The organism is Cysteiniphilum litorale, assembly GCF_003428165.1.
Taxonomy (GTDB): domain Bacteria; phylum Pseudomonadota; class Gammaproteobacteria; order Francisellales; family Francisellaceae; genus Caedibacter; species Caedibacter litoralis.
Map to the genome: position 1 here is coordinate 1 of NZ_QLIQ01000029.1, position 13276 is coordinate 13276.

A 13276-nucleotide genomic window follows, 5' to 3' on the forward strand; every position below is an offset into this window, starting at 1 on the left:
GTCTTGGATTGGGTATTTTATTAAGCACTTTCATTTTTATGCTAGTCAGTAACATTCCATCATCAAGCATGCTATATGACTATGGTTGGCGAATTGCCTTTATGTTTGGCGCTGCATTATCAATTATCATTTATTTTTTGAGAAAAAACTTATATGAAACCTCTGACTTCATGGCTTTAATACAGCAACCTATGAATTTAAAAGCTAAAAAACATTTTATTTCAAGCATAGCTATTGGTGTGTTGCTAGTAGCCCCCGCTGCTATACTCACCACACAGCTATTCTTATTTCTACCCAGCTATGCCAGCACTTATTTAGGAATGAGCAAAAATATTTTGTCAGATCATATTTTCTATGGCTCTTGCATCATGATATTAGGCTGCCTTTTTGGCGGCTTAGTCAGCGACCGCGTCAATAAAAAGATATTATTTTGCTTTTTATTACTATTGATTTGCCTGCTTAGTTATATATTTTACAATCAACTGACCGATGGACATTTAAACACTCTTTTGCTAATGCTTATTTTTGCCTTTTTTGGCATGCTCGCATCAACCTACACTGTTATAATAGCCGAAATATCTCAAGCAAACTTTAGATGTAGAAGCATTGGGCTATCCTACAATCTTAGTTATTCAATATTTAGCGCACCAATTCCAGCATTATCTGTTCTCATTTTAGACTCTACAAATTTGATAATGCTACCATTTTGGCTAATTGCTTTAAGTTCAATCATTGGCATAATCGGAACTGTAGCAACACTAAGCATATGGAAAAACATAAATCAACATCAAACTTTAACATGCAATCAAACCATATAAATTATAAGGAAACACCATGGAAATCTGGTTAGACAGTTCAGACTTAAACGACGCTACATATTTTGATGCCATAGGGTTAATAAATGGCATCACAACCAATCCTAAGATATTAGCAAACAGTCAAGGAAGCCCCTTGACCACGCTGCAAAAACTGCTTGCCGTAAACCAACAGCCTATATGCGTTCAGGTTACTGCAATTCATACGGATGCAATTATTGCTCAAGCACGCCATTTGAGAGCCATATCTCATCGCTTTATAATAAAAATCCAAGCCAATGAGTGCGGGTTTAAGGCTATGAAAGAGCTTGTTAATGAGAATATTCCAGTGTTATCGACCGCCGTATTTACAGCAGGACAGGTACTTACATCTTGCAAGCTCAACGTTGACTACATTGCGCCATATTTAAATCACATTAAACAATCAAATCAAGACTGGCAAAAAGAAACTCAACGCATGGCTGATATTGTTGATAGCTTCAATTGCAAAAGCAAATTAATGATGGCAAGCATAAAAAGCATTGATGACATTTACTACAGCATGGACATTGGCGCGCAAGCGGTGACTGCACCAAGCGATGTTTTAAGAGCTTTCTCCGAAGAACCAGCGCAAACATCTGACGCATTGAAAATATTCAGCGATAACTGGGCAACTGTCGAGGATGATTTGTTTGGTCACCAATTTACAACGCATGCCTCAGGGTGTTAGAAACCCATGCGTTGATACTCATGCCAGCGTGCTTTGCAGCAACATATATCTCTCTATGCAATTCTGGAGTTAGTCTTAAATTGAATTTTCCAGAAAATGGTTTTTCAGGTTCTTCACTGCGCTCTTTGCAAAATTCTAAATAATCTTCAATCGAATTTATAAACTCTTGCTTAAGTCCATGAGCAGTGTCAGATTGAAAAGTAATTACATCTCTAGTATTAATAACCTCACCAACAAACATTTCAAGCTCTTCATCAAATTCGACGTGCCCAATATAACCTTTATAATTCATGCTCTTTTACTCCTGCTTCAATTAACATACGCCTTACAGAAACAACAGCGCCTTTATCAGTTTCTTTTCTTGGGTGAGGTCTATGAAAGACGGCTCTCACTCCATTTAAAGCAATACGCACTCGTGAACCACTTCCTTCAGATATTTCAGCTCCCAAGTGAATCATTAATGCTTCAATATCTTTCCAAGGTATAGAAGAATTTACTGGCTTTTCAAAAATGCTATCTAATACTTTTTTGTGCTTTGCCTTCATTATTAAGTAATACCATACTTTAGTACCATAAAGTGTAATCACAAAACTACAGTAAATCAATAGCCTTTTGCTTCAACTCATCCAGATAGTCCGCCCATATTTGCATCATCTTCGCTCTTTCTGGCAAGTATTCTGCATGATTATATACCGCACGGACTTTATTGCGCTCCTCATGAGCCATTTGCTTCTCAATAATGTCATGATTAATGCCAAATGCAGTCTTGTTATTATTTAGCAATGTGGTCGCCATATGTCTAAAGCCGTGTGTTGTCATTTTAACTTTTTTCGTGCCGTCATAGCCTAAATAGCTTTGCAGTGCTCTGCGCATTGTTTCAACATGCAAATGTGACTGTCTTTTTTCAGAATAAAAAACATAGTTAACATGCCCGTTTATTTCTTTTAGCTGTTTAAAGACTGCAATCGCTTGTTTTGACAGCGGAATCACATGCTTGCGGCGCATCTTCATTTTTTCCGCATCAATCGTCCACAGTTTCTTTTTAAAGTCGATTTGCGACCATTCGGCTTCAACAATATTAATTGGGCGTAAGAACACAAGGGATTGAATTTTTAAGGCACTCATTGTAACGGGGTCACCGTTATAGTCGTCGATGTCACGCAGTAGCTGCCCTATCGTATTTATATCATCAGTAAATGCAAAATTCTTTGTCGCAGGCTTCTTAACATATCCACGAAAAGCTACTGCCGGATTATTAACGCATGCTTCTTCCAACATTGCAAAGTTGAATACATTCTCAACGATGCCTCGCATGCGCGTAGCAGTTTCATAAACACCTTGTGATGTTATGGTATCAAGCATGTGCTTTATATCTTTAACTGTGATTTCTTCGATTCTACGATCAGATAAATAGGGCACGATATGGCGATCAATTTTACTTTTTGTGTCTTTTTCAACTTTTCGCCCTGTGTAATTGACTCGGTTTTTATCAAACCATCGCCATAAGTAGTAACCAAAGGTATCCTTGCTTTGCTCGCTTAGCTTTTCTTTTTTCTTTTCTGTTTGCGGATCAATGCCATCATCAAGTTTAAGCCTCGCAAGATCGCGCTCCTTTCTTGCCTCCTTTAATGATAGTTCTGGGTACGACCCTAAAGACATTGTTTTGCGTTTACCAGAAAATCGGTAGTCAAATCTCCATAATAAACTTCCACTAGGTTTGGCTAAAATATATAGTCCTTTTTCGTCGGCAACTTTAAATTGTTTTTCTTTTGGTTTAATCGCGTTCAGCTGTGCAATGGTTAATGCCATTAAAATATTCCTAACCCACTCTGACGGTATCGTTTTCGATACCGTCAATAATACCGTCAAAAATGCTTCGCTGCAAGCATAAAGGAAAACTTCAATAAACAACCAAAACCCTTTTAAAACAATCGTTTCAGCGCTGTTAAACGGTTTTGGAATTTTGGCAAAAAACATCCTTTCGCTCCCTTCCCCTCCGCCAGAATCAATTATTTCAACATCACTCAAATCTTTATAAATCAATAGATGCAGCACGTTTTAAATAGTGAATATCATTTTAAAATACCCTTAAAGTATGCTCCCATGTCTAGTCGCCAGATTATAAGTGACTAAACTTGAACCCCAGCTTAAATCCACAAGCTCTGGCATAGTTTTCTAATGTGCTGACTTTTGGGTGAGTTCCAAGCTTCTCTAGCCGACACACATTACTTCTTGTGGTGCCCATCTTCAAAGCTATTTGCTCTTGAGTAAGACCTGATTTTTTACGGAGATGTATTAACTCATTAATCAGCTCAAACTCCGCACCAAGCTTATTGTATTCATGCTTGACATTATCATTTTTAAAGGCTTGCTCTTTTAACTGTTTAAGATTCACTTTTAACCTCCTTCATTCGACTTATAGCTACCTCAAGTTCTTTCTTTGGTGTTTTCTGGGTTTTCTTTACAAAAACATGCAGAACTATTATCTTTTTGCCATCAACATAACAGAATATGCTTCTAGCAATACCTTCTAATGCTTTGGCTCTAAGCTCAAACAAACCATTGCTTAACGCCTTAGTATGAGGCTCTCCTAACTGCGCCCCATGTTCTTCCACTAAATCAAATAATCTCAACATTTTTGCCTGCAGTTTATCCGGAAGCTCTAAAACATTGCTTTCAACTCCAGGATAAAACTCTACAATCAAAGACATCTCGATCATCCTCTTTTAATGTTATCTTTTATGATAACGTTAAAATGCAGAATATCAAGAGCATTGCTAATTTGAAAATTATCAGCGAGGATTAAGCAATTATCGGACGCGGTTTGTTTACTGAGCTAATGCACCACATAACCTTGTGTAGCAAATATTTAAAATTTACACAAATCATCAGATCACACTAGGATATAATTGATCCTTTTTGTAACCTTATAAAAATAATGCAGCTGTTATTTTAATTTTTAAACTATTGGAAATTCTTACAAAAAAGGCTTTAAAGATGGTGGTCGCTACTGGACTCGAACCAGTGACCCCTACCATGTCAAGGTATCACAATTTAAATCTTGTATATATTATGATTAACTACTATAATCGCAAATAAACGCCTAGAATCAATATTTATTAACGTTTTCAAGTCATTCTTTTTGTAATTAAAGGTTTATAGAAAAAACTAACGGTCAATAAACCTTGGAGTCTATTTGGAGTTTTAAAGGTATTAAGTTATGAAAAATAAAATTACTAATTCAATTGTCAAGTCATGGATAAAATCTGCAAAACAAGATGAACAATTATGGGATACACAGCTACATGGCTTTATCCTTAGAAAAAACAAGCAAGGTGCCAGCTATAAAATCAGTTATAGAGATTCTTCAAACAAGAGAAGAACATACACGATTGGTAATTACCCAACAATAACACCCCAACAAGCTAGAGACATAGCACAATTAAAGCTTGCTGATATTGCAAAGGGTGTGGATATTCAGCAAGAAAAGAAAATCAAGAAGAATGAAACAACTATTACTGGCATGGAATACTTAGAAACTATTTACAAACCAATACATTTAGCTAATACCAATAAAAATAAAACGGCTAATTATAATATTTTGAAAAATAGATTTGGAAATTCAATTTTAAAAATAGATATGCTTCAGGTGTCACAGCAGCATATTATTGCTTGGCAGTCTCAACAAAAAAAAATAGGAATTAAACACAGTACACTTGTAAGGGATTACGGAACATTAAAAGCAATGTTCAAACATGCCTATCAGCATGGCTATATATATAATAACCCTATTGCTAACGTTAATCTCATCAAAGAGCACGAGACAACTGAGGAGATAAGACAAAGGCGTGAAAAAAGGACATATCTAACAATTGAGCAAATGAATAATTTCTTAAAAGCAATTGATAGCTATCAAGATCAAAAAAGAATAGCGAGAACTAATAGCCGAAAGCATGGGAAGAAATACTTACCTTGCCTTGATAATGTTCTGTTAGTAGACCATGTAAAGCCCATGTTAATAACAATGTTCTATACTGGATTTAGAAATGGAGATGTGATTAGTTTAAGATGGGAAGATATAAACTTTACCTTTAACAATATAACTAAAGTCCTTGAAAAAACATCTAATCACAAACCGCATCCAATTACTTTCATTATGCCACCTCAGCTATCTAAGACACTTAAGCAATGGCATCAACAACATAAATATCCGTCTAATGGTCTTGTTTTCCCAAGTGACACAACTGGTAAGCAACGAGATAAAAACACCATTAATGCAGCATTTAAAAAAATAAAGAAGTTAGCAAATTTACCAGAGCAGCTGCAGCCATATACATTAAGACATAATTTTATTAGCTGGCTTGTCATGAAAGGCATAGACCTATTAACAATAACAAAGTTAACTGGGCATAGTGATGTAAAAATGATTATTGAACATTACGGACATCTACAACCTAAAATGATTGATAATGCGGTCAATACTTTTGCAAATATTACAAATACTTTAGCTGACAATAAAGCTGACCAATACATTGTTTAATTATGATAATATAAACATATTTCTTTTTGCATAGCTGCAGCAGTACGCGCACACGATGTAACCAATAAAGTTTATACCCGTACCAAATGGTACACCTAGCAATAGCATTGATTTTCTGTGCAATAAATAAACGAAATCACTTGTAACCAGCATTATTTCGTTGAGTTTTACTCAGAATGCAAGGGGGGGTGGTTACTGACAAAACTGTCATAATTATGTTTTTCATTGGCTCGATTCAATTTTTACTTGCAAGTCACGTTCTAGGTGATTATGATTACATAAAATACATGCAATTATTTTAATTTAATGCCTTAAACACAATGAGAAATAGAGAAGGCAGATAAGGCTTGGCAGTCTTATCTAAGCTGCATCCAATCCATCTTAATCACAATCATAATTCAATCACAGACTACAGAGCATATTGCTTTGGGTTTAATAGTATATTTTCTACATCTATCATTTCCCATTTAGTACGTTTCATACTCGGGTTTCCCTAATTCCTTAAGTTAATTCAAATTTTTAAATTTACTTAAATTAACATAAGGAAAAAAAATATGACATTTTTAACAACGCCTGAAACGGCTGAATTTTTGAAAACAACAAATGCTGTATTACGCAACTCTCGCTCAACTGGCAAGTTATGGAGCCATGAGGCGCCAAAGTATGTGCAAATTGGCAGAAAAATATTATACAAGAAATCAACATTAGATGAATGGCTATCACAGTTTGGAGAGCTTGCAAGTACATCACAAAAAAACGGTGGTGCTGCATGATGGAGTTAGCAAAAAGTAATTTAACCATGTCAAGCCGTGAGATAGCGGAGCTGTGTGATAAAGAGCATAAGCAAGTAATGCGTGATATTAGAGCTATGCTTGAACAATTAAAGCAAGGTACAGATTTGTACCTTGGTCAATATGAATCCAACAATAGAAAATATGATGAATATAACCTACCAAAGCGTGAAAGCCTGATTTTAGTATCAGGTTATAGCATCACCATGCGAGCAAAGATTATTGACCGCTGGCAAGAGCTAGAGGCTAAAGGGCAATCAAGTTTACCAAACTTTAACAATCCAGCAGAAGCAGCCAGAGCTTGGGCGTTGCAATATGAGCAAAACAAACAACTTGAATATGAACGCAACGAAGCCGTACATACTAAAGCATGGATTAGCGATAAAAAGACTGCAACAGCTATGAATACAGCTTCACAGATGGTTAAGAAAGTTGACAAGCTAGAGGATGAGCTAGGCAGAGGTAAAAACTATAAAGCAGTAAAGGCTATTCCTTGGTTGCTAGATTACTTCATCAATACGCACACCATGTATTCAGTTGTAGGGCGTAAATTATCGCTTTTAACCAATCAGATGGGTTATAGCCATCAAGAAGTCGAACACGAGCAATATGGCACAGTAAAGGCTTATCATATTGATGTAATCGAAGCGTTTAAACATGATTTAGATGACGATTTAAATCATCTTGGCAAGTTTCGTAAGTAACGGGGGCTATGCTATGCGTAAAGAATATGAAATAAAAGATTGCCCTACTTTAGATTTTAACTATAAGGGGGTGCTTGATTTATTGGTTGCCGGAAGTCCTAATCGTTTTGATCTTGAATCTAAAATAGATTTTATCAATACACCTCATGCTATACACCACCTACGCAAAAAGCATGGTTGGGATATTGAGCATAAGCCATACAGCTACACAAAGCCTAATGGTAAAAGGTCTTGGACTGTTCGCTATTACTTATCTGATAAGCATAAGAAATATGCACTTGAAAATATATTCAAGGTTAAGTAGATCAGATAAGAGAAATGGACGCAGAACAACAAGCAACTGCATTATGTCTTTAGTCTTAACCTTTATCAATCCATTCATAGTAAAAATTTATTTAAAAAACAAAACAAATAGGCTTGTGCTGTTCAAGTGCAAGCTCATTCACCAGAAAACACAGGAGCTTTTAAAATGGCAACTACTGTAATCGATACACTTTTAACATGGCTAAAATTTGACAGTGACACCACTGGCGTTGTGAAAGCTGAAAAGGAAATGCACAACCTAGAGAAGCGTACAAAAGAAGTCAACGAAGTTATGGAAGCGTTTAAACGCACACTTGAGTTTGTTGGCGCTGCCTTTGCTGTTGATAAGATTGTTGAGTTAAACAATGAGTATGATATAACTGAGAATAAACTAAAATCTGTTGGGCTTGCTGGAAAACAACTAACTGATGTAACAGATCAAATTCTTAAAATATCAAATGCCACTGGCACATCATTAGAAGCCAATGCTGAATTATATCAACAATTATCTGTTTCTCTTGGCGAAGCTGCAAACAATGCGGAAAAACTAAAAGTAATGGATACGCTAACCAAAATATTTGCGATTAATGGCACCGAAGTATCGCAATCAAAACGCGCTATACAGGACATGTCAAAGGCGCTCGAAGGCTCAACGGTTAGGTATCAAGAAATTAAGCAAGCCATGAATGATGTTCCAGCCTTGCAGCAAGTTATTTCTAAACATTTTAAACAGCTTGGTACAACTTGGACTGATGCACTGCAGGGCAATAAGTTTTCAACAAAAGAGTTTATTAAAATACTCACACAGGCAAATGTTGACGTAACTAAGCAATTCAAATTAACAGCAAGAACAATACCACAGGCATTTATGGCATTGAAAAACAGTCTATCTGTATTTTTCGGTCAGCTTGGTGATACATCGGGGGCGGTAAGCGGTTTTACTGATATTTTAGACTCATTAGCAGATAAAGTTGCTCAAGTAACAGATTGGATAGCTAAGAACGCGCAAAAGGTAAAAGCATTTGCACAAGCAATAGGGATATTCCTAAGCATGCTAGCAATACGTTTTGGCATTCTGGCAGCCATTGCTATAGCACCATTTTTGCCCATGATTGCTGCCATATCAGCCTTAATACTCATTATACAGGATTTATACGTATTTTTAGATGGTGGAAATAGTGCATTTGGCGATTGGCTGCAAAGCATAGGGTGGACTAAAAAAGATATTGAGGATTTACGCAAGAAAATACATGAGTTTATCAACTATGTAACAAGTCACTTACCTAAAGTAACCGATGCTGTTCGCTTGCTGGGTGAAGCTATAGCAGGATTAGCAGCCGCATGGGGGATAAAAAAAGCTTATGATTTTGTAAAAGCCATGGGCAAGGTTGCAGCTTCAATAACTGGCATTAAAAAAGCTAAAGATATGTTGAAAGCGTCTGAAACTGTAGCAAAAACAGGCGCAACAGTTGAAGAAGGAGCGGCAACGGCAGCAGGTGGTGCGAGCATAACGGCTGTTGCAGGAGAAGCTTTAAAAATATTTTTAACTAGAGCAAGTGCAGTAGCATCTATGCTTATTCCTAAAACATTAGGAGACAGTACTAGATTTCATGCCAAAGATGGTAAGCCAGATTTTTCAAAACAAAAGGTATTTGAAAATTTACCAGCACAAGCAGCAGGAACGCTTTACTTGTCTGACATGAAAGAAATTGAACATTTAAAGTTTATAAATATGATTGGGAGCATTGCAAAGACTACTAAACATTACACGGATAATTTGCGAGGGCTACTTTCACAAAATCATATTTTACAAATGTCTTATTCACCATCTTATATTCCAACTCATGCAAATACTGCCCCAAACATCACACAACACATGAGTGTTAATGTTAAAGCTGATGGTGCTACATCCACTGAGCTAGGGCAGCAGATTGCTATGCAGACCCAAAATGTATTTAGACAATCAACACAATCATTGCAAGCCATATTTAAAAACGCAGCATTGAATCATGACAGCAGGATAAAGAGGTAGCCACATGGGATTATCATTAAGAAAAGCAATTAACGATAAATGTAAAGACTGTATTTATGACCCACTGGACAATGGCGCAGGAACTTGGAGGCAGCAAGTAGAGGCTTGCAAATGTAAAAACTGTCCAATATGGAAAGTGCGCCCCCTATCGTCAACGAAAATCAATAGTAAGGTGGTTAATGATGCCAATACTGGGCATTTAACAGATAAAAGCACCTTAACCCCACCCAATACACTAGAAAATATTTTAAGGGGTTAATATGCAGCAATTTACATTCAAAAATGATTTGTTATACTCATGCGTGCCAATCGTCAAAAGTTGGCTAAATATGTCGGGCTTCAAAACCCAAAAACACAAAAGCGGAGCTTATCAGTCCGTAAAACCTGATAATCACAATACGATTATATCTAATTTATGGCTATTCATTGGCTCATGGTTTCATATAGTCGGGTGGACGCATCAATACAATACCCTTTTTAGGGAAATAATGCGTGCTGTTTCTTTTGTGGCAGTTTTGAACCACCTGGCTTTCAAGGAAATCACAAAAGGAGCCATACTCATGTTAGTTCTAACACGCAAAAAAAATCAAAAAATATATATCGGTCATTCAATTGTCATCACCCATCTTGGTTGTGATGGTCAAACGGTCAAGTTAGGTATTCAGGCACCCCCTCAAGTCATGATTTTACGAGAGGAACTAACGCCAATGACTAAAGATACTAATGGGGGTGCAAAATGATGGATTACAGAGCGATTGTATTTTGTGATATAGAGGTAAGAGTTTATAAAGCCAAGGGTGTGTTTTATGTTGGTATGGATTCCATCATAGAAGCGCTAACTCTTGATAAAGATTTAGAGGTTAGTTATTTAGAGGCTTCCAATATCTATGCAAACATTAATCATATTGACACAGTAAAGTTTGAGAATCTTAATTTTTGGCTTGATTCAATCGATAGTAGCCAATTAGATGCTGATACTTATTTGTTACTTAAAGATTGCCGCGAGACACTTACTGAGTATCTGCGACATGAGTTAAAGGAAGAATTAAAGCAAAAGCAATTAAATTTCGTCACTGTAACAAATGGGATAAGTCAAAGAGTCTATAACGGTGGCATATATTATTCTGTGGTAGATATATGCGAGCAAGCAAAAGCAGATAAAGAGTATTCAATCAATCAGTTAATCAATGATGATGATTTTAATGGCTTTTTACATTACTCAATCGATGGCTTATTTATCTGCGAGATAGTAAGCGATTATTTTATCGGCAAGCTAACTGGTTTTGCTGATAATACTTACAAGGGGGTGGATCATGCAGCTATATGATTATATGCAAGCACATGGATACACACCCCCACAGGTGAATAGGTATAACAGCTATATTCGCTTTGCTGCACCTAACAAAGCCAAGGGGAATAAGTCCGCATGGTTGGTTGTTGTGGGTGATGGGCAATATGCCGTATTCGGTGACTGGATAAGTGGGGATAAATTTACATGGTTTGATGACAGTCAGGAGCTAACCCCACTTGAGCGAGCGCAAATGCAACTTAAAGCAGAACAGGCTTATTTGCAGTATCAACAGCAGAAAGAACAAAAACATATTGCTATATCTCACCAAGTCAAAGAAATATTAGCCAATGCAAGGCTAGCAGATGCCCAACACGGCTATTTAATCAAGAAAAAAGTACAGCCATATGGGATATATCAAATAAATCAATTACAGGGTATTAAAAACGCCTTATTAGTACCCATATGCGGGTTAAATAAAAAAGGTGAGCAAATATACCAGTCATTGCAAATAATCTCACCAACAGGCAAAGAAAAGTACTTTTTAAAAGATGGAAAGACGCAAGGTGGCTTCCACTGTTTGAGGGAGGCGAAAAAAGATAGCAAAGAAAGCGATATTATTATCTGCGAGGGGTATGCCACGGCTGCAACAATAGCACAGTTGTCACCTAATGATGGCGTTTATTGTGCTTTTTATGCTGATAACTTAAAACCAGTTTCAATAGCCATAAGGGGCATCTTTCCAAGTAAAAGAATAATTATAGCTGGTGATAATGATAGACACCTTGAACCGAATATAGGTAAGGAAAAATCAGAAGAAGCAGCACAAGCAGTTTGTGGTTATCCCAGTCTGCCACCGTTTGAAGAAAACGAAGAAGGCACAGACTGGAACGACTACTACATCAATAAAGGTAAATTATCATGAATACAAAACAACCTACCAATCAGAAAGATAATGCTTTAGAGCTTAAAAAGCAAGTAGAAACAGAGATTAAAAAAAGAACGATTAACCCTATAAAGCTAGGTGATTTTTTGAATACAAAGCTTAAGCCAGCTAATTTTTTATTGCACCCCATTATAGAGGAACAAGGTTTATCAATGATTTATGCCATGCGTGGTGTAGGCAAAACACATGTTAGCCTTAATATTGCCTATGCCGTGGCTGGAGGGATCAATTTTCTAAAATGGGAAGCCCAACACAAGGCTAAAGTTTTATTTATTGATGGGGAAATGCCCGCCTACACATTACAAGAGCGTTTAAAAAGTATTGATAAAGGGCGAGGGCTTGCAAACGATACATTAAGCATTATAACGCCAGATTTACTAGAAGATAAAATAGCACCTGATTTATCAACAATAATGGGCACAAGCTTGGTTGAGGAAGCAGTCAACGATGCCGAGTTAATCATAGTGGATAATATTAGCACCTTATGCCGTAATGGCAGAGATAACGAAGCGGACAGTTGGATACCAGTTCAAGAATGGGCGCTCAAGCTACGAGCTAGGGGGAAAGCAGTTTTATTTATTCATCACTCTAACAAGAACGGAGACCAACGCGGAACCAGTAAGAAGGAGGACGTACTAAGCACAGTAATGAAGCTTGAGCATGAAGAAGACTACAGCGCGGAGGACGGTGCAGCTTTTAAGGTAAGTTACACTAAGGCGCGTTTATTCTATGGCGATGATGCCAAGCCGTTTAAAGCAGCTTTAACCAAAGATGGTTGGGTATATGATGACATTGACGCTGGTTTAAACGATAAAGTGATAGCAATGTACAAAGCAGGATCAAGAAAAGTAGATATAGCGAATGAGTTTGGAATCGAAAAATATAGAGTAACAAGAATCATTCAAAATCACGAAAAATGCGATGGAATTATAAAGCCTTTATGATGCGTCAAATGATTAAATTATATACCATATTTTGCCATGCTTTTCGTGAAAAAATAAAAGTAACTTTCGCAATAGTTGCAGAGTTGCAGTTACTAAGGCGACTGCAACTTGCAACTTTTTCAAAATCGCTGCAACTTTTTCTGCAACCGTATCAGGTAAAAAACATGCCTCAAACCCTTGTTTTATATAGAAGTTGCAACTGCA

The 13276-nt window shown here is 36.8% G+C and carries 17 protein-coding genes; 12 read left to right on the plus strand and 5 right to left on the minus strand.

Going from position 1 to position 13276, the window contains the following annotated elements; genetic code table 11:
* Both DNJ75_RS10830 and DNJ75_RS10835 read left to right on the plus strand, forming a co-directional pair.
* A partial coding sequence (locus DNJ75_RS10830) for an MFS transporter (protein WP_117003481.1) occupies window positions 1-818 on the plus strand: 818 nt, incomplete at its 5' end.
* A 16-nt stretch (window positions 819-834) separates the two neighbouring features.
* Window positions 835-1524 (plus strand): transaldolase family protein, encoded by a 690-nt coding sequence (locus tag DNJ75_RS10835; protein ID WP_117003482.1) that lies wholly within the window; start codon window positions 835-837, stop codon window positions 1522-1524.
* Here the strand turns inward: DNJ75_RS10835 and DNJ75_RS10840 are convergent.
* From DNJ75_RS10840 to DNJ75_RS10860, 5 genes are all read right to left on the minus strand, one after another.
* A complete protein-coding gene (locus DNJ75_RS10840; protein ID WP_117003483.1) occupies window positions 1499-1816 on the minus strand; it encodes a type II toxin-antitoxin system HicB family antitoxin in 318 nt (105 codons plus the stop codon). The genes DNJ75_RS10835 and DNJ75_RS10840 overlap by 26 nt on opposite strands.
* Window positions 1806-2069: a type II toxin-antitoxin system HicA family toxin gene (locus tag DNJ75_RS10845; RefSeq protein ID WP_117003484.1), complete on the minus strand. Its 264-nt coding sequence runs from the start codon at window positions 2067-2069 to the stop codon at window positions 1806-1808. Before DNJ75_RS10845 ends, DNJ75_RS10840 begins: the two co-directional genes overlap by 11 nt.
* A gap of 46 nt (window positions 2070-2115) precedes the next feature.
* A complete protein-coding gene (locus tag DNJ75_RS10850) occupies window positions 2116-3501 on the minus strand; it encodes a tyrosine-type recombinase/integrase (RefSeq protein WP_117003485.1) in 1386 nt (461 codons plus the stop codon).
* 142 nt (window positions 3502-3643) lie between these two features.
* Complete coding sequence (locus DNJ75_RS10855; RefSeq protein ID WP_117003486.1) at window positions 3644-3919, minus strand: helix-turn-helix domain-containing protein; 276 nt, start codon at window positions 3917-3919, stop codon at window positions 3644-3646.
* Window positions 3909-4235, minus strand: a complete 327-nt coding sequence (locus DNJ75_RS10860) for a type II toxin-antitoxin system RelE/ParE family toxin (protein WP_117003487.1) — start codon at window positions 4233-4235, stop codon at window positions 3909-3911. The genes DNJ75_RS10855 and DNJ75_RS10860 overlap by 11 nt, the downstream gene beginning before the upstream one ends.
* Window positions 4236-4744: 509 nt before the next feature.
* On the opposite strand from DNJ75_RS10860, the gene DNJ75_RS10865 reads away from it, so the two are divergent.
* The 10 genes from DNJ75_RS10865 (at window position 4745) to DNJ75_RS10910 (ending at window position 13072) form a co-directional block, all read left to right on the plus strand.
* Entirely contained in the window at window positions 4745-6064 is a 1320-nt protein-coding gene (locus DNJ75_RS10865; RefSeq protein WP_117003488.1) for a tyrosine-type recombinase/integrase, read from the plus strand.
* A 554-nt stretch (window positions 6065-6618) separates the two neighbouring features.
* A complete protein-coding gene (locus DNJ75_RS10870; RefSeq protein ID WP_117003489.1) occupies window positions 6619-6837 on the plus strand; it encodes a helix-turn-helix domain-containing protein in 219 nt (72 codons plus the stop codon).
* A complete protein-coding gene (locus tag DNJ75_RS10875) occupies window positions 6834-7559 on the plus strand; it encodes a Rha family transcriptional regulator (RefSeq protein ID WP_117003490.1) in 726 nt (241 codons plus the stop codon). Before DNJ75_RS10870 ends, DNJ75_RS10875 begins: the two co-directional genes overlap by 4 nt.
* Window positions 7560-7572: 13 nt before the next feature.
* Entirely contained in the window at window positions 7573-7863 is a 291-nt protein-coding gene (locus DNJ75_RS10880) for a hypothetical protein (RefSeq protein ID WP_117003491.1), read from the plus strand.
* A gap of 165 nt (window positions 7864-8028) precedes the next feature.
* Window positions 8029-9894: a tape measure protein gene (locus DNJ75_RS10885; protein ID WP_117003492.1), complete on the plus strand. Its 1866-nt coding sequence runs from the start codon at window positions 8029-8031 to the stop codon at window positions 9892-9894.
* Window positions 9895-9898: 4 nt separating this feature from the next.
* Window positions 9899-10153, plus strand: coding sequence for a hypothetical protein (locus DNJ75_RS10890; RefSeq protein WP_117003493.1), 255 nt, complete (start codon window positions 9899-9901; stop codon window positions 10151-10153).
* Between the two features lies 1 nt (window position 10154).
* On the plus strand, window positions 10155-10634 hold the full coding sequence (locus tag DNJ75_RS15675) for a carbon storage regulator (protein WP_224742280.1): 480 nt from the start codon (window positions 10155-10157) through the stop codon (window positions 10632-10634).
* Entirely contained in the window at window positions 10631-11221 is a 591-nt protein-coding gene (locus DNJ75_RS10900) for a hypothetical protein (RefSeq protein WP_117003494.1), read from the plus strand. Before DNJ75_RS15675 ends, DNJ75_RS10900 begins: the two co-directional genes overlap by 4 nt.
* Entirely contained in the window at window positions 11208-12107 is a 900-nt protein-coding gene (locus tag DNJ75_RS10905) for a toprim domain-containing protein (protein WP_117003495.1), read from the plus strand. Before DNJ75_RS10900 ends, DNJ75_RS10905 begins: the two co-directional genes overlap by 14 nt.
* Window positions 12104-13072 (plus strand): AAA family ATPase, encoded by a 969-nt coding sequence (locus DNJ75_RS10910; RefSeq protein WP_117003496.1) that lies wholly within the window; start codon window positions 12104-12106, stop codon window positions 13070-13072. The genes DNJ75_RS10905 and DNJ75_RS10910 overlap by 4 nt, the downstream gene beginning before the upstream one ends.
* Window positions 13073-13276: the final 204 nt, after the last annotated feature.